General features: G+C 41.4%; 13 protein-coding genes. 7 read left to right on the top strand and 6 right to left on the bottom strand.

The annotated features are described in order from the left end of the window. The first annotated feature begins 72 nt into the window (after window positions 1-72). Window positions 73-861: a hypothetical protein gene (locus MTF64_RS05295; RefSeq protein WP_055015218.1), complete on the top strand. Its 789-nt coding sequence runs from the start codon at window positions 73-75 to the stop codon at window positions 859-861. Between the two features lie 162 nt (window positions 862-1,023). Beyond that, window positions 1,024-2,037 carry an alpha/beta hydrolase gene (locus MTF64_RS05290; protein WP_248450821.1) on the top strand — a complete coding sequence of 338 codons (1,014 nt, stop codon included), beginning with the start codon at window positions 1,024-1,026 and terminating at the stop codon, window positions 2,035-2,037. A 72-nt stretch (window positions 2,038-2,109) separates the two neighbouring features. Here MTF64_RS05290 and MTF64_RS05285 read toward each other — a convergent pair whose 3' ends face one another. Beyond that, window positions 2,110-2,907: a M48 family metallopeptidase gene (locus tag MTF64_RS05285; RefSeq protein WP_024033379.1), complete on the bottom strand. Its 798-nt coding sequence runs from the start codon at window positions 2,905-2,907 to the stop codon at window positions 2,110-2,112. Between the two features lie 194 nt (window positions 2,908-3,101). Between MTF64_RS05285 and MTF64_RS05280 the strand changes: the two genes are divergently transcribed. After that, window positions 3,102-4,301: a Bcr/CflA family efflux MFS transporter gene (locus tag MTF64_RS05280; RefSeq protein ID WP_248450820.1), complete on the top strand. Its 1,200-nt coding sequence runs from the start codon at window positions 3,102-3,104 to the stop codon at window positions 4,299-4,301. A 28-nt stretch (window positions 4,302-4,329) separates the two neighbouring features. Here MTF64_RS05280 and grpE read toward each other — a convergent pair whose 3' ends face one another. Together grpE and MTF64_RS05270 are read right to left on the bottom strand one after the other, a co-directional pair. After that, the gene (grpE, locus tag MTF64_RS05275; protein WP_024033377.1) at window positions 4,330-4,944 is read right to left on the bottom strand and encodes a nucleotide exchange factor GrpE; all 615 of its coding nucleotides are present in this window, start codon (window positions 4,942-4,944) and stop codon (window positions 4,330-4,332) included. A gap of 58 nt (window positions 4,945-5,002) precedes the next feature. Continuing rightward, complete coding sequence (locus MTF64_RS05270) at window positions 5,003-5,968, bottom strand: HrcA family transcriptional regulator (RefSeq protein WP_054983110.1); 966 nt, start codon at window positions 5,966-5,968, stop codon at window positions 5,003-5,005. A gap of 284 nt (window positions 5,969-6,252) precedes the next feature. Here MTF64_RS05270 and nadK point away from each other — a divergent pair, with 284 nt between their 5' ends. The 4 genes from nadK to MTF64_RS05250 all read left to right on the top strand — a co-directional run bounded on the left by nadK (window position 6,253) and on the right by MTF64_RS05250 (window position 9,877). Then, the gene (nadK, locus tag MTF64_RS05265; RefSeq protein WP_004588103.1) at window positions 6,253-7,137 is read left to right on the top strand and encodes an NAD(+) kinase; all 885 of its coding nucleotides are present in this window, start codon (window positions 6,253-6,255) and stop codon (window positions 7,135-7,137) included. Between the two features lie 75 nt (window positions 7,138-7,212). Continuing rightward, the gene (locus MTF64_RS05260) at window positions 7,213-7,779 is read left to right on the top strand and encodes a hypothetical protein (protein WP_248450819.1); all 567 of its coding nucleotides are present in this window, start codon (window positions 7,213-7,215) and stop codon (window positions 7,777-7,779) included. Window positions 7,780-7,854: 75 nt separating this feature from the next. Continuing rightward, window positions 7,855-9,528 carry a DNA repair protein RecN gene (gene recN / locus MTF64_RS05255; RefSeq protein WP_248450818.1) on the top strand — a complete coding sequence of 558 codons (1,674 nt, stop codon included), beginning with the start codon at window positions 7,855-7,857 and terminating at the stop codon, window positions 9,526-9,528. Between the two features lie 37 nt (window positions 9,529-9,565). Continuing rightward, window positions 9,566-9,877: a hypothetical protein gene (locus tag MTF64_RS05250; RefSeq protein ID WP_004588106.1), complete on the top strand. Its 312-nt coding sequence runs from the start codon at window positions 9,566-9,568 to the stop codon at window positions 9,875-9,877. A 12-nt stretch (window positions 9,878-9,889) separates the two neighbouring features. On the opposite strand, the gene MTF64_RS05245 is transcribed toward MTF64_RS05250, so the two are convergent. The 3 genes from MTF64_RS05245 to gltB form a co-directional block, all read right to left on the bottom strand. Further along, a complete protein-coding gene (locus MTF64_RS05245) occupies window positions 9,890-10,909 on the bottom strand; it encodes a GGDEF domain-containing protein (protein ID WP_248450817.1) in 1,020 nt (339 codons plus the stop codon). Window positions 10,910-11,127: 218 nt separating this feature from the next. Beyond that, entirely contained in the window at window positions 11,128-12,543 is a 1,416-nt protein-coding gene (locus MTF64_RS05240; protein ID WP_004588108.1) for an FAD-dependent oxidoreductase, read from the bottom strand. Between the two features lie 9 nt (window positions 12,544-12,552). Beyond that, window positions 12,553-17,010, bottom strand: a complete 4,458-nt coding sequence (gene gltB, locus MTF64_RS05235) for a glutamate synthase large subunit (protein ID WP_248450816.1) — start codon at window positions 17,008-17,010, stop codon at window positions 12,553-12,555. Window positions 17,011-17,070: the final 60 nt, after the last annotated feature.

Raw genomic sequence — 17,070 nt, 5'->3', positions numbered from 1 at the left:
ATCTACATATCAATACCTTGTGCTATAATGCGCGCTTTCGCGTGTCACTAAAATTATAGTTAAATACAGATTATGAAATTTAAAAAATTACTTCCCCTCGTTACCCTTACGTCAATCGCTTTATCATCTTCTGCCCTTGCTGCTAATTGGAGCAGTACCGCATTACATGTTAATAATGGCGACCAAAAAAACCCATTTACCAAGCAAGAATCAGACACTACTGTTTACTCGCTGCAACATGCATCGGGCTATGATTACGGTGATAACTTTTTCTTTATTGATTACAGCAAAGACGATACAACCGACGGCTACCAAGATAGCGACTTTTACGGCGAATGGTATTCAACGCTAAGCTTATCGGCTATTAGCGGTGAGAAAATTGGCGCTGGTGCATTACTAGATGTAGGCCTTACTGGCGGAATTAACGTTGCCGGCGATGCCAAAATGATGAAATACCTACCGGGTGTTAAATTAAGCTGGGATGTACCTGGGTTCAACTTTTTTCAAACACTTGTCACTGCCTATATTGATGACAGTGAAGGCGTAGCAAAAGGCGGTGCCCCTATTGAAACTAACAGCTGGATGTTTGATGTAGCCTTTGAATACCCGTTTACCCTAGGCTCGCAAAAATTTAGCTTTAAAGGACACGCTGAATACATTGCAGAGCGCGAAGATGAGTTTGGTAACGACGTAGAAGCGTGGATACTTGCACAGCCTATTTTAGTATGGGATATGGGCCACGCGTTAGAAATGAAAGAAAACACCCTATTACTGGGTATGGAACTGCAATACTGGCATAACAAGCTAGGCACTGAGGTCACTGAATCGGTTCCACAAATACACGTTGAGTGGACTTTTTAAGCCCAGACAGTGTAAAACAGAGTCAACATTACTTTTAAACGGAGCACTTAAACAGTGCTCTTTTTTTTGCCATGAAAACTATTTAATTGAACAGCCTTTAATACTTAGTTATTGTCTTACTTTAATTAAAGCCGTGTGCTTGCCTTTAATAGGAGTAAGGAAATGCCAGCGATTAAAGTTATTTGTTTGTCTGCATTATTAGCCTTTACTAATAATGCATTTTCCAGTACTACAGAACCCTCTAAAACCCTCTCTTACGATGCACTTTTAACAAATTACCAGTATGATTTTAAAGTAAATTATTTTGATATTGCATCACAAAAGCAATCGCTAAAAATGGCGTATATTTATTTAAAACCCACACAAAAAAATATGCCAACAGTGACGCTAATGCACGGTAAAAACTTTAATGCCGACTACTGGAGCCCCACAGCCCGTTACTTACAGTCGCTTGGGTTTGGGGTGCTGATCCCCGATCAAATTGGTTTTGGTAAGTCTTCAAAGCCCGCTAACTATCAATATTCATTTGCGGCGCTTGCGCATCATACACATGCATTAATGGACTCGCTAAAGCTTGAAAAGTCGATTGTTGTTGGCCACTCTATGGGGGGAATGCTAGCGAGCCGTTTTGCATTAATGTACCCAGATACAACCACTAAACTGATTTTGCTTAATCCAATAGGGCTTGAAAACTACTTACACTATGTAAAATACGAAGACACCAACTTTTTTTATAAAAATGAGCTTAACAAAACGCCCGAAGGTGTTAAAAAGTACCAGCAAAAAAACTATTACGACGGTCAATGGAATGCTCAGTATTCAGCATTAACCGACTTTATTACAGGCCAAATACAAGGCCCAGATAAAGAGCAAATTGCCTGGGTTAACGCTAAAACCTACGATATGATTTTTACCCAACCGGTGATCACTGAATTTAAAGACTTAACCGTGCCCGTTAAATTAATTATTGGTACGCGTGACAGAACAGGCCCTGGCCGAAACTGGAAAAAAGACGGGATAGATTATCAGCTGGGGCGTTACGACAAATTAGGAAAACACGCTGCTGCGCTTATTCCTGATGCGCAACTGTTTGAGCTTGATAATTTAGGTCATTTACCGCAAGTAGAAGATTTTGAGCGATTTAAGGCAGTGTTTAAACAAGCATTAAGTGAGTAATAGCTTGATGCTTAATAAAATAAAGCCCCTGTAAGTAAACCGCTTATAGGGGCTTTTTATATAAAAACTAATTTACAGCGTACATTGCGGGTTTTTACCCTGCGATTTAGCCGTACTTTGCTCGCTAAGAGCTTCGCTCATTTGTGCTTGTAAATTATTAATTCGATTGCTCGGTGCAGGGTGAGTAGATAAAAACTCAGGTGTGCTACCACTGCCTGCTGCGCTCATATTTTGCCAAAGCGTGACCGACTCTTGTGGGTTAAAGCCAGCCTGCGCCATTAAATCTAAGCCAATGGTATCGGCCTCTGATTCGTGTGAACGGCTAAACGGTAAAACTACGCCGTACTGCGCCCCTAAACCTAAACCTTGCATAATTTCGTTGCGGTATTGTACGTTGCCCATTTCAAGCGCTGCGCTGCCTAATTGCATACCAGTATCTAAAATTGAGCTTTGTGATACACGCTCATTTGAATGCTCTGCTATGACGTGGCCCACTTCGTGCCCTAGTACGGTTGCAAGCTGATCTTGATTGGTGGCTATTTTTAATAACCCCGTATGAACACCGATGTAGCCACCAGGTAATGCAAAGGCATTTGCCGACTCATCTTCAAATACCACGACTTCCCAATTTTGTGAGGCGTATTCTTTTGGTAAAACAGCCACGACCTTTTCAGCAATACAATTTACATACGCATTGGTTTTTGCATCTTTATTGATTGGCTGTGACTCCTTCATTTGAGCAAAACTTGCGGTGCCCATTTCACTCATTTGTTGCTCTGAATACAGCGCAATTTGAGTACGCCCCGTAGGCGATGTTTTACAGCCGGCTAAAACTGCGGTTGCGAGTAAGGCAAGGGCTAGTTTTTTCATGGTGTTTCCTTCAAGTCTTTAATTTTTATTAGTTGTAGAATAGCAAACACAGTGCCAGTTTAGAATCTTTGCTCCTTATTACGCCGCTTTTTATTTTTAATAAATAAATGACCTTGCCAGACAAACTAAGTTTATACCCTTGCATAGCCCTGTTACACTATAAGCCTTGTTTTTAGTGAATGTTGAGTGACTACATGGACGCCTCGGCCTCGTCTTTTAATACCCGAATTTTGTTACCCTTGTTAGCCAGTATTGTTGCTATTACGCCGCTGGCTATAGACATGTACTTACCGGCCATGTTGGTTATTGCGAACGATTTACAAACCACTATGCCAAATGTACAAATTTCGCTAAGTATTTATTTGGCTGGCTACTCGCTAGGCATGTTATTTTTTGGCCCTATTGCCGATCAACTCGGTCGACGAAAACTAGCCCGGACTGGCTTAACCTTATTTGGTGCAAGCTCATTTGCGCTGGCTTTTACCACCGAAATACACACCTTTTGGGTACTTAGAGCCGTGCAAGCATTCACCGGCGCGGCAGCTACGGTGGTTGTGCCTGGCGTAATTAGGCATATTTATCAAAAAAACACCGCTAAGGGCATGTCGTATGTATCTATGATTATGATGGTAGCGCCCTTAGTTGCCCCCTCTGTGGGGTCGTTTATTTTAGGGTTCTCGGTATGGTCAACTATATTTTTGGTTCTTGCTGCCTATAGCTTTTTAATTTTAGCGTTTGTACAAGTGTATTTAATTGATATCCCCATTCATAAAAATGAGAAAAAAGGCCTAGCCTTGTTTTTCGACAGCTATAAAACGGTACTTAGTAATAAAGATGCACGTGCAGACATATTAAGCTCTATGTTTGTCTCGTTTGGCTTTTTTTGCTTTTTAACCTCAGTGCCTTTTGTATACCTAGATTTATATAATGTATCTGAGCAATTATTTGGGATTTTATTCGCATTTAATGTCATGGCACTTATGTGTGGTAACTTTTTAAATACCCGAATTGTACCAAGAATTGGCTCTCGAAAAATGCTGTACATAGGGCTTGTATGTGGCTTTGCCTCTGGGCTGGCACTGCTTACGTTTAGCTTGTTGCAGCTTTCTTTATATTACATTGTAGCGGCCATTGCGCCTTTAATGATGAGCCTAGGGGTAACAGCAAGCAATGCTGATTCATTAATATTAATGAAGTTTGAAAAAAACACCGGTACCGCCACCGCTGTTATTGGAACGCTGCGCTTTGGCAGTGGCGCGCTCGTTGGCCCATTGCTTGCTGTGGTGCATGCAAAAAGTGCTGTGCCGTTTTCAAGCTTAATGTTTAGCGCCGTGCTATTAACTATGCTGGTGCAGTTAATCCACTATAAAATAGACAAAAAAAATGCCTCATAATGAGGCATTTTTTATAAACAGTGACTAATTAAGCGTCTGCTGCTTTAGATACCATAACCATTGCAGGGCGTAATAAACGACCATTTAATGTGTATCCTTTTTGCATTACTGCAAGTACCGTGTTTGGTGAAACATCGTTACTTGGTTGGATAGACATTGCTTGGTGGAATTCTGGATTAAATTGCTCACCTTGTGGGTTAACAATTTCAACGCCAAACTTTGCAACCGCATCGTTAAAGCTTTTAACTGTCATATCAATACCTTCAAGCAATGGCTTTAAGGTTTCATTTTCTTTATCAGAAAACTCAATAGCGCGCTCTAGGTTATCGATTACTGGAAGTAATTCGTTAGCAAACTTTTCCAGTGCAAATTTATGTGCTTTTTCTACATCTTGTGCAGCACGACGACGAATGTTATCTACATCTGCGGCGGCGCGTACAACGCTGTCTTTTTGATCCGCAATGGTTTGCTTAGCAGCTTCAAGCTCTGCGTATAGCATTGCAATTTCAGCTTCAGGGCTTTGCTCTTGGTCTGCTTCGTGTTGCTCTGCGGCTTCTACTGCTGCTTCAACATCAGCTTCCATTTGAGCTACTTCTTCGTTTAGTTCTACTTCTTGCTCTGGGTTTTGTGTCTGCTCAGACATAAAATACGTGCTCCAATTCTTTACAACTGCGGTAATTATGGGGATTGAATAAAAAGATTCAAGAGTTAGATGGCTCTAATAATTTAAATTCTTGGATTAATTGTTCAATTTGCGCCGATTTAGGGCAAATTACGCAAAAGCGGCTTTGATACTCTTGATTTTGAAAGTACGGCACACTAATTACTATCAGCTCATTGCACTCTGTAAACGGTAAGTTTTCAGTGTTTAAAACTGATACACCGTTTTTAAACGCGAGTTTATCTTCGACAAAATTTAAAAATGAAACGCCAATATTTAAGCTTTGTTCGCAATCGACCTTTTTATATAGATAGTTTTCGCCTACTACAATACTGTTATCTGATCCAAGCTTATGACTAAGCTGGCGCGTCCACTGTGTCAGTGAGTCATGGCAATTACGCGGTGCGGTATTTGCCATTGCTTGCATTCTGTACAAACCTTCCATTAAGGTTTGTTGGCTAAATACTGTGTTTAACCAAGTTGCAAATTGATAACGCACGGCATCTGAGGAATCATCAGGTTTGTTGATACAAATATTGTGGCTTTGCCCTGCTCTATCTATTAGCAGTACAAGCCAATCGTTAGAATCAAACTCAAGTACTTCTACTCTAAACACTTGTTGCGAGCTTGCTTGTGGTAAGCCTACACAACAACATACTTGATACTTTTTACTTAAGCCATGGGCAAGCTCCACAAGTTGTGCTTGTTGTGGCTGCCAATAATTAGCAATTTCAGCTAACGGAAAAAACTCATCAAACCAATAATCAAACCCTTGGTTTGTAGGTACACGCCCTGCCGATGTATGAGGGGAATATAACAAGCCTACTTTTTCAAGTCGCGCCATAGCATTTCGTACCGTGGCAGAACAAACCGCCATGCCTTTTTGCTTCGCTATTTTTGTTGATGGAACGGGTAACCCTTCACCATTACAATAAAGGCTCATCACTGCTGAAAAAATTTGTTGATCTCGCGGGTTTATATTCATGTTATCTACATCTTGTTGCATGAAAGAGATATCGGGGCAGTTAAAACAAATTCAAGCCTAAAGCACGCTTTAAGTGAATATGTTGTTGCATGCATTACAATAAAACACTGCTGCAACTATTTTTAAGCATTAAATACAAAAATTAAAGGGGTAATTTAATCTGTTGAGCCAATAATCAGCTCTTAGGTGAGCTTGGCAATATACAGGCGTAATTGAATCATTATCATATTGGTAAATCTGTGTTTTCAAACACTTCTGTTTTGAGTTACCCTACAAAAATATTATTACTTTTTATTGCAGCCGTTATGCACTCACCGTTTAAAACTATTGGCCTTATAGGTAAACCAAACCACCCTAAAGCTGCGGCTACGTTACAGCGTTTACATACTTTTTTATCGGCTCTTGGCTTTACCGTGATTGTAGAAAAGCGCACCGGTGGGCAGTTATCGGATGTCCCTGATACTCATCAAGTTGACCTTGTTAGCTTAGGCGAGCAAGCCGACCTTGCTATTGTTGTAGGGGGTGATGGCAATATGCTTGGTGCTGCACGCGTACTGGCACGCTTTGATGTAGCTGTAATAGGCGTAAATAGAGGTAATTTAGGGTTTTTAACCGACTTAAACCCAGAAGGCTTTGAAGGTAGCCTAGAGCAAGTTTTAAGCGGCGAATATTTAGAAGAAAAACGCTTTTTGCTCGAGGTAGAAGTATATCGCCATAACGAACTTAAAAGTGCGAATTCAGCCGTTAACGAAGCGGTGCTGCACGCCGACAAAGTTGCCCACATGATTGAGTTTGAAGCATTTATTAATAATGACTTTGTGTTTTCTCAGCGCTCTGATGGCTTAATTGTATCAACCCCTACCGGCTCTACAGCTTATTCTTTATCGGGTGGCGGGCCCATTTTAACACCTGAGCTTAATGCAATTTCGTTAGTGCCTATGTTTCCGCATACATTATCAAGCAGACCCTTAGTGGTTGATGCCGATAACGAGGTACGCTTAAAGTTAAGCCTTGAGAACACCGACAGCTTACAAGTCAGTTGCGACAGCCATGTAGTGCTTGCCGTTTTACCCGGCGATGAAGTGGTTATTAAAAAAGCCGACAGAAAACTGCGCTTAATTCACCCAAAAAACTACTCTTACTACAACGTTTTACGTACTAAACTTAATTGGGGCAGCCGTTTATACTAATTTTATTGCCAAGCGTAGTGCTTTAGCGCAAAATACAAGACAAATAAAAATTAATCAAACTAGGAATATCTAGCAATGACTTATGTTGTTATCTTTGCTTTGTTATTACTTATCACTTTGCTTGGCGCTTATATTAGAGTTGAAAACAATAGAAAAAAAGCGTTAGAAACCAAGAAAAAACAATTTAACGAACGTGTTGCCCAAGTAAACACTCGCCTCAAAACCAAGCTAAACAATTTATTAGAAGCCAAAATAATAAGACCTAAGTATGTAGCGCAAATTCAGGCAATTGTGGCCAATTTTTTTGTGGTTCAGCCCCATACTGATGAAAACCTGCAACATTTAGAAGATATTAACGACAGCTTAGTGAGCACGCTTTCGATTGAGTTTCAAAAAGCACTGCAAAGTGAAAACGCCCAAGCGCTACAAGATAATATACAGTACTTTGTGAGTGAGTTACCCCAGCAAGGCATACTATATAATAAAGCGTTTTATCATGAAATTTTGCCCTCATTGATTGTACAAATTAAAACTGACACACCTGAAAACCCAAGCGAAAGCCTTGAAAATACTGACGAAACACCTTCTGATGAAAGTACTGACTCTGATAGTCAGCTTTCTCAAAATGCGAGTGTTGCTTAAAAAGTAAAAAATTAATTTGCAAAAAACCTAAACACTGTATAAATTAACAGTTGATTCACTGGATGGATGAACAGTATGTTAATTGGTTTAGAAATTAAAAATTTTGCAATTGTAAGTAACTTAAGCACTGAGTGGCATAACGGCATGACGGCGATCACGGGTGAAACCGGCGCGGGTAAATCGATTGCCATTGATGCACTTTCACTGTGTTTAGGTGAGCGCGCTGAAGCGTCGGCGGTTCGCCCTGGCACAGATAAAGCAGAAGTGTGCGCACAGTTTGATTTAACTGCCCTTCCTCTTGCTAAAGCATTTTTAGAACAACACATGCTAACGAGTAACGACAACGAATGCCTACTTAGACGCGTTGTATGTAAAAATGGCCGCAGCAAAAGCTATATAAATGGCAGCGCTGTTACAGCAGCTCAACTTAAAGAGCTGGGACAGTATTTAATTTCTATACACGGACAGCACGCTCATCAGCACCTTTTAAAAGCTGAACACCAGCTGCAACTGCTTGACGCCTACGCAGGCCACAACCAGCTTGTAAAAGCGGTTAGCCAAAGCTTTAAATTATATGCAAACCTGCAAAAAGAATTCAAACAGCTTGAGCAACAGCAATTACAACAAGCCGCTCAAAAACAATTACTCGAATACCAAGTTGCCGAATTAGATGAGTTTGCCTTACAAGACGGCGAGTTTGAACAAATAGAAGCCGAACATTACAAGCTAAGTAATAGCCAAACCATTTTAGAAGCCTGTCAGCGCGAACTTCAACATTTATACGAAAGTGATGAGCAAAATGCCTGTTCAATGCTGCAACACAGCGCTCAGCAATTTGCCGAGCTTGCAAATTATGACGAAAGCTTAGCAAGTGTAGCTGCATTATTAGATGAAGCCGCAGTGCAAGTTGAAGAAGCAAGCAGAGAAGTAAGAAACTACGCAGAGCAGGCCGACTTAGACCCTGCAAGATTAACAGAAGTAGAAGCGCGCTTAAGTGGCGCGATGGACTTAGCCCGTAAGCATCATATAAAGCCTCAAGAGCTGGTTGAGTTTCATCTAGGTTTAACACAAGAGCTAGAATCAATTAGTAACAATAGCTCACGTTTGGCGCAATTAGACGATGAAATAACTAATGCGCTAAGTGCATACCAGCACGCCAGTGAGCAGCTAAGCGAAAGTCGCCATAAATATGCTAATACATTAAATCAATTAATTAGTGAAAGCATGGCTAATTTATCGATGGAAAATGGGGTCTTTGAAATTCAGCTTACCCAAGAAGCTGAGCGCCAACCCAATGCATTAGGTTTTGATAGCGTCTCGTTTTTGGTCTCTACTAATCCTGGGCAGCCATTGCAACCTTTAGCTAAAGTTGCCTCGGGTGGTGAGCTGTCGCGTATTAGCCTTGCCATACAGGTGATCATTGCCCAAAAAGTGACAACACCAACGCTTATTTTTGACGAAGTGGATGTAGGTATATCAGGTCCTACCGCCTCCTCTGTAGGGAAGTTACTACGCCAACTAGGAAAATCAACACAGGTTATTTGTGTAACCCATTTACCTCAGGTTGCAAGTAGTGCGCATCAGCAGTTTTTTGTAGCAAAAGAAATAGCACAAGGCGAGACCTTTACTCAAATGCTCAGCCTAAATAAAGACGGCCGTATTAATGAAATTGCACGCTTACTTGGTGGCGATAATATAAGTAAAACCGCTAAAGCAAATGCTAAAGAGCTTATTATGGCGCACGCCTAAGTTATACTTTTGCTACAACAGTGGAGAGACGTTTTAAATGCAAAGCATGCTGATAAATTTTTGCCATGTTACTGGGTGGCTACTTGTTGTTTTAAGCTTTTTACTTATCGGGTTTAGTAAGTTTAAGCACGCAGAATTTAAGCTAAAACTGTTTAGCTTTTTAAAACTTATATTGGTTTATCAAGTAACGGTGAGTGTTTGGCAGTGGTTTATTATTGGCAACATAGTAGCTAATAACCAATGGTTACTTTTATTAGCACAGATACTGTGCAGTGCAATGTGCTATTTAAGTTTACAGCGGCGAAAAAGTAAAAGCCGCCCCAACCTTGATAGTTTTTCTATGGATTAACTAACACAAGCGTTAAGAGCAAGTTCTATTTTTACCTTGCTCTTTTGCTTTGTATAATCGCTCGTCGGCCAGCTTTATGTCTTGGGCTGTGGTTGTATCTAACTGGCTTTGCACAAGCCCCATACTTATAGTTAATACCACCGATTTCCCATTCATGCGCACTGGATTTTTTTGTAATTCTGCATGAATTTTTTCTGCAATACTTTGCCCCTGATCTTTGTCGCTGTTTGGTAGTGCAATTAAAAACTCTTCACCGCCCCACCGAGAAGCAATACCTTGCTTTGGCATGCTCTTTTTTAAAATATTGGCAAGTTGGGTTAACGCTTCATCACCAAAGTCGTGGCCGTAGTTATCATTAATGTTTTTGAAATTATCAACATCAGCTAGCAAAATTACATACGGCTGCTTATTTTTTTTATGAAGATGTTTAAGCTCAGCAAGTTCTTTCATCATAAAACGTCTGTTAGGTAAATCAGTTAAGTGATCTATTGTGGCAAGGCGCTCATTTTTTTGACTCAGCGCGACTATTTTTTCATTGTATTTTTCGCGTGAGCGCTCATAAAAACCACTTAATAAAGCAACAATAATAAAAGAAATGACCACCCTTAGTGGAAGTGCTTCAGGCTGATAATCATAAATATTAAAGTTATCTGTAATAATAAAGCCGGCGATCACGGCAAATAAAAAAGCAACAATATCAAATGTTCCTTTTTTTAGGCCTCTAATAGAGTAAGTCACCGGTGATACAATAAATATCCAAATTGGCCCAGTACCTTCAGCTCCGCCCGAGATCACTAAATACAGCATTAAACAGTAAAGGTTATATAAAATGGTGGTCGCTGATTTTTCGACTGCGCGGTAAAGGCTAAAAGCCCACGCATAAAAACCAGCTGAAACTAGCAGCATAATACCAAGCACTACATCAGCATTAGACAATGCATTACACGCCATAGCGAAGGTAGCTATAAATCCGATGGTCGAAAAAAAGCGAACAATTAGCTTTCTTTCTCTGTTGTCTGAGTATGCATTCATATTATTATTTTTTATTTGCAAGCGAGCTTTAAAAGCTCATTTTCCGAGGATTTAAAAAAGAAGTTAGCAGCAAGTTTGTACTGAAATAGTACTTTAAGCAAGATTTACACGTTAATTATTGGTTAATGACAACTTTTTAATACTTTTTAATTTGAAAAAAGCAAAAAAAAGCAAGCCAGTTAGCTTGCCTTTATTATATTTAAAACTTAACGAGATAATTAAACCTCTAAATAATCCATAATACCTTCAGCAGCGTTACGCCCTTCAAAAATAGCCGTTACCACTAAATCAGAGCCTCGCACTATATCGCCACCTGCAAATATTTTCGGATTAGTTGTTTGATGAGTAAATTCACCTTGCTCTGGTGCGTTAATGCCGCCCCAGTGGTTAATTTCTACATCATACTTTTCTAACCAGTCCATTTTGTGTGGTTTAAAGCCAAACGCCATAATAACCTGGTCTGCCTCAAGTACGTGCTCAGAGCCTGGTACAACTTCCGCTCGGCTACGGCCGTTTTCATCAGGCTCACCCAGTTGTGTTTTAACCATTTTAACGCCTGCAACATGGCCATTATCATCAAGTACAATACCCGTTGGCTGTACATTAAAGGTAAAGTTTACACCTTCTTCTTTAGCGTTTTTAACTTCACGCTTAGAGCCTGGCATATTTTCTTCATCACGACGATAAGCACAAGTTACTTTAGCTGCATTTTGGCGAATAGACGTTCGCACACAGTCCATCGCGGTATCACCACCGCCAAGTACCACAACCTTTTGATTGGCCATATCAATGCACGCTTGGTTTTTTTCATCGTAACCCATAACGCGATTTGTGTTACCAATTAAAAATGGCAGTGCGTCGTGTACGCCTGGCGCGTCTTCGTTTTCAAGACCAGCACGCATACTCTGATACGTACCTACACCTAAAAATACCGCGTCGTAGTCAGCTAAAATTTCGTCCATAGTGATATCTACACCCACTTCAACGTTTAGCTTAAATTCCACACCCATTTCGGTGAAAATTTCACGGCGCTTTTGCATTACTTCTTTTTCAAGTTTAAAAGAAGGGATACCAAAAGTAAGTAATCCGCCAATTTCTGGGTGACGGTCAAAAACCACTGGCTTTACACCGTTACGTACTAAAATATCTGCACACCCTAAACCAGCCGGACCCGCACCAATAATAGCCACTTTTTTATCCGTCCATGTCACGTATGACATGTCTGGTTTCCAGCCCATTTTAAATGCGGTATCGGTAATGTATTTTTCAATATTACCTATCGTTACTGCGCCAAACTCTTCATCAAGCGTACATGAACCTTCACACAGTCTGTCTTGTGGACATACGCGTCCACACACTTCAGGTAAACTGTTTGTTCGATGAGAAAGCTCAGCCGCTTCTAAAATACGGCCAGTTCTAATTAGTTTTAACCACTGTGGAATGTAGTTATGCACTGGGCATTTCCATTCACAGTAAGGGTTACCACAATCTAAACAACGGTCAGCTTGTGAATTTACCTGATTCTCAGAAAAGGGTTCGTAAATTTCCACGAAAGATTTTTTACGCGACGAGATTGGTTTTTTGCGCGGATCAACACGCTGCACGTCTATAAATTGATATACATTTTCGCTCATACTGCCCCCTTATTGCGCTTGAACACGAAGTTCTGCGCTACTGCGAGCGCGGTGCCCGAGTAAACTTTTTACATCACTTGATTTTGGTTTAACTAGTTTGAACATAGGTAAGTACAGTTCAAAATTAGCTAAAATGGTTTCTGCTCGACATGAACCCGTTAGCTCTAAATGCTCGGCAATTAGGCCACGCAAATGCTCTTGGTGCGAACTTAAATCATCAAGTGTTACTACTTCTACAAGCTCTGGATTAATGCGTTTTTCAAAGTCACTTCGCTCATCTAAAATATAAGCAAAACCACCTGTCATACCCGCACCAAAGTTAACGCCTACATTACCTAGCACACATACAACGCCGCCAGTCATGTATTCACAGCCGTTATCACCTACGCCTTCAACAACGGCTTGCACGCCAGAGTTACGCACTGCAAAACGCTCACCAGCACAGCCTGCGGCAAATAACTTACCACCTGTAGCACCGTACAAACATGTGTTACCAGCAATAGTCGCTTTATGACTTTCAAACGATGATCCCAGTGGTGGGCGTATAACAAGCTTACCACCAGCCATGCCTTTACCCACGTAGTCGTTTGCATCGCCAATAAGGGTCATTTCAAGGCCACCGGCATTCCAAACACCAAATGATTGCCCTGCTGTACCATGTAGCTCAATAGATACTGGATCTGCTGCCATACCTTGATTGCCGTGCTTAGAGGCTATGTAACCCGACAGCATTGCGCCCACTGAACGGTCTGTATTACATATGCGGCTCACGAGCGAAATACCCGATGAGGTATCAATCGCTTGTTGCGCTTTACCTAGTAACGTTTCGTTAAGTTCACCTAAATAGTGCGAGCTATTTGGTGCGCTACAAAATAAGGTTTCGCCCGTTGGGTTATTTGGCTGAGCAATTACAGACGATAAATCTATTTTCTTTTGCTTCGCTGTTTTACCTTCAATCGCTTCTAATAAGTCTAAACGGCCAATTAAGTCAGTTAGATTAGCAATACCTAAGCTTGCCATAATTTCACGTGCTTCTTGGGCTATAAACTTAAAGTAGTTCATCGCCATTTCTGGTAAGCCGTGGTAATGCTTTTGACGAAGTGTTTCATCTTGCGTTGCAACACCGGTCGCACAGTTATTTAAATGACAAATACGTAAGTATTTACAACCCAGCGCCACCATTGGGCCCGTACCAAAGCCAAAGCTCTCTGCACCTAAAATAGCGGCTTTAATGATATCTAAACCTGTTTTTAAACCACCATCTGTTTGCAGGCGAATACGGTGACGAAGACCATTTTCAACAAGCGCTTGCTGAGTTTCTGCAAGGCCAAGCTCCCACGGGCTACCCGCGTATTTAACTGACGTTAATGGGCTTGCACCGGTACCACCATCGTAACCTGAGATAGTAATTAAGTCGGCGTACGCTTTAGCTACACCTGTGGCAATTGTGCCTACACCCGGCTCAGATACTAACTTCACCGATATCATCGCTTCTGGGTTTACTTGTTTTAAATCGAATATTAGCTGGGCTAAATCTTCAATTGAGTAAATATCGTGATGCGGTGGTGGTGAAATTAATGTTACACCGGGTACCGAATAACGAAGTTTTGCAATATACGGCGTTACTTTTTCGCCTGGTAACTGCCCGCCTTCGCCAGGTTTAGCACCCTGCGCCACTTTAATTTGAATTACATCCGCATTACGAAGGTAGTGCGGCGTTACACCGAAACGACCCGAGGCAACTTGTTTAATACGTGAGTTTTTCTCGGTGTTGTAGCGCAGCTTATCTTCGCCGCCTTCACCAGAATTTGAACACCCGCCTAAGCGGTTCATTGCAATGGCAAGCGCTTCATGCGCCTCTGGAGAAAGTGCACCAATACTCATAGCTGCAGAGTCAAAGCGCTGGTATAAAAATTCAGCCGGCTCAACATCATCAATGCTAATGCCTTTTTCAGGTAATTTAAGCGCTAACATATCGCGCAGCGTTGCAATAGGACGGTTATTAACTAAATCAGCATAGGCTGCGTAGTCTTTATAATCGCCTGAACGTACGGCCTTTTGTAGCGTTTGAATAACATCTGGGTTGTAAGCGTGGTATTCACCACCGTGAACGTATTTTAATAAACCGCCATGGCTCAGTAATTTACGCTTACTAAAAGCAAGTTTATGTAGCTTTTGCTGATCAATATCAAAATCGCTAAAACAGGCGCCTTTAATACGACTTGCCACACCTTTAAAGCACATGTCTACCATAGCATCAGATAGACCAACCGCTTCAAAAAGCATTGAACAACGGTACGATGCAATTGTACTTATGCCCATTTTAGACATAATTTTGTACAAACCTTTATTAATAGCTTTTCGGTACGAAAGCGTCACTTCGCAGTACGACTTATCAATCACTTTGCTGTCGCTCATCGCAACCAGTGACTCGTATGCAAGGTATGGGTAAATTGCGGTTGCACCAAAACCAAGTAATACGGCAAATTGGTGTGCATCGCGTACGCTACCCGTTTCAATAATAATATTAGACTCACAACGTAAGTTATTATCTACTAAACGTTTTTGTACAGCACCTACCGCCATAGCAGCAGGAATTGGTAATTGGGTTTCGCTAAAGTTACGGTCAGATAAAATAAGCATTACACAGCCGGCTGCTGCTTTTTCTTGTGCAGCGTCGCAAATACGTGCAACCGCTTTTTCTAAACCTTCCTCTGCTGTGTATGTAATATCAATTTTACAGTAGCTGTAATGCTCGTCATCGGCATTAAGTAGCTGCTGCATGTCTGCATACATTAAAATTGGCGTATCAAACTGTAGGCGCTTAGCGTGGCCTGTGGTTTCATTAAATACGTTTTGCTCACTACCAATACACGTTGCCAGTGACATTACGTGGTTTTCACGCAGCGGATCGATTGGCGGGTTAGTCACTTGCGCAAACTTTTGGCGGAAGTAATCGTACAATGAACGATGCCCTTCGCTAAGTACTGCAAATGGCGTGTCATCACCCATAGAGCCGGTTGCTTCTTGGCCGTTTTCACCCATTACGCGAATAACACTATCGAGCTCTTCGTTAGTGTAACCAAACATTTTTTGGTATTTAACAAGTGTTTCGTCATCAAATGAGCGATTACCCGCATCTTGCTCGGTAAGCTCTTCAAACGGGGTTAAACGTTTAACGTTTTCTTCAAGCCATGACTTATAAGGATGACGCGATTTTAAATCTTGGTCGATTTCATCTGAGTGCCAAATCTTGCCTAATTTAGTATCAATTACTAACAGCTCACCTGGTCCTACACGGCCTTTTTCGACCACTTCATCTGCAGTGTAATCCCAAATCCCTACCTCAGAGGCAAGTGTAATAAAGCCATCTTGAGTAATAACATAGCGCGCTGGACGCAGGCCATTTCTGTCAAGGTTACAGGCTGCAAAACGCCCATCAGACATAACAATGCCCGCGGGGCCATCCCACGGTTCCATATGCATAGAGTTAAAGTCGTAAAATGCGCGTAAATCATCATCCATAGCACGGTTTTTCTGCCATGCAGGTGGCACAAGCATACGCATAGCACGGAATAAATCCATGCCACCGGCTAAAAACAGCTCCAGCATGTTATCTAAGCTTGAAGAGTCAGAGCCGGTTTCGTTTACAAACGGCGCTGCGCTTTGTAAATCAGGAATAAGTGGCGATGAAAACTTATACGAACGTGCACGAGCCCATTGGCGGTTACCTTCAATGGTATTAATTTCACCATTATGCGCTAAATACCTAAATGGTTGTGCTAAAGGCCAACGCGGCTGGGTATTAGTAGAAAAACGCTGATGGAATACACAAATAGCGCTGGTCATACGAATATCAGCTAAGTCTAAATAAAAGTTAGGCAAATCTGCAGGCATCATAAGGCCTTTATAGATAGTCACTAACCCCGATAAACTCGCAATATAAAACGACTCATCCTCTGCTAAACGCTTTTCTGCACGGCGACGTGCTACATATAAACGTCGCTCTAAATCTTTAGAACGCCATCCTTCAGGCGCACTAACAAAAATTTGCTCAAAACCAGGTAATTGCTGTGTAGCAATTGGCCCTAGCATTGAAGGGTCAGTAGGCACTTCACGCCAACCGAGTATTTTAAGTGTTTCTTGTTCTAATTCTTCACATAAAACCTGTTTTGCAGCTTGTGCTAAAACGGGATCTGAATTTAAGAAAACCATGCCTACGGCGTAATTTTTACCTAAGTGCCAATTATGCTCACTCGCAATAGCACGGAAAAAACTGTCAGGTTTTTGTAGTAATAAACCACAGCCGTCACCTGTTTTACCATCGGCAGAAATACCACCGCGGTGCTGCATGCGATCAAGTCCAGTAATAGCTGTACGAATAAGCCGATGACTAGCTTGACCATTTACTTGGGCTATTAAGCCAAAGCCACAATTATCTTTTTCTAATCTTGAGTCGTATAACATAGACCCCTCCCTTGCTGCACTGTTAACGTGAATGAACTGCTCGACGATTTGCTAACAGAC

Source organism: Pseudoalteromonas sp. 2CM41L (assembly GCF_023161905.1).
GTDB classification, from domain to species: Bacteria; Pseudomonadota; Gammaproteobacteria; order Enterobacterales; family Alteromonadaceae; genus Pseudoalteromonas; species Pseudoalteromonas atlantica.
Note: the sequence above shows the minus strand (reverse complement) of the source record. Positions and strands in the feature narration are given on the sequence as shown.

Coding starts and splice junctions, on each gene's coding strand:
- MTF64_RS05270 (WP_054983110.1), bottom strand. CDS start 5,968: ATGCAACAAGATGTAGATAACATGAATATAAACCCGCGAGATCAACAA.
- gltB (WP_248450816.1), bottom strand. CDS start 17,010: ATGTTATACGACTCAAGATTAGAAAAAGATAATTGTGGCTTTGGCTTA.
- MTF64_RS05240 (WP_004588108.1), bottom strand. CDS start 12,543: ATGAGCGAAAATGTATATCAATTTATAGACGTGCAGCGTGTTGATCCG.
- MTF64_RS05245 (WP_248450817.1), bottom strand. CDS start 10,909: ATGAATGCATACTCAGACAACAGAGAAAGAAAGCTAATTGTTCGCTTT.
- grpE (WP_024033377.1), bottom strand. CDS start 4,944: ATGTCTGAGCAGACACAAAACCCAGAGCAAGAAGTAGAACTAAACGAA.
- nadK (WP_004588103.1), top strand. CDS start 6,253: ATGCACTCACCGTTTAAAACTATTGGCCTTATAGGTAAACCAAACCAC.
- recN (WP_248450818.1), top strand. CDS start 7,855: ATGTTAATTGGTTTAGAAATTAAAAATTTTGCAATTGTAAGTAACTTA.
- MTF64_RS05285 (WP_024033379.1), bottom strand. CDS start 2,907: ATGAAAAAACTAGCCCTTGCCTTACTCGCAACCGCAGTTTTAGCCGGC.
- MTF64_RS05295 (WP_055015218.1), top strand. CDS start 73: ATGAAATTTAAAAAATTACTTCCCCTCGTTACCCTTACGTCAATCGCT.
- MTF64_RS05260 (WP_248450819.1), top strand. CDS start 7,213: ATGACTTATGTTGTTATCTTTGCTTTGTTATTACTTATCACTTTGCTT.
- MTF64_RS05250 (WP_004588106.1), top strand. CDS start 9,566: ATGCAAAGCATGCTGATAAATTTTTGCCATGTTACTGGGTGGCTACTT.
- MTF64_RS05280 (WP_248450820.1), top strand. CDS start 3,102: ATGGACGCCTCGGCCTCGTCTTTTAATACCCGAATTTTGTTACCCTTG.
- MTF64_RS05290 (WP_248450821.1), top strand. CDS start 1,024: ATGCCAGCGATTAAAGTTATTTGTTTGTCTGCATTATTAGCCTTTACT.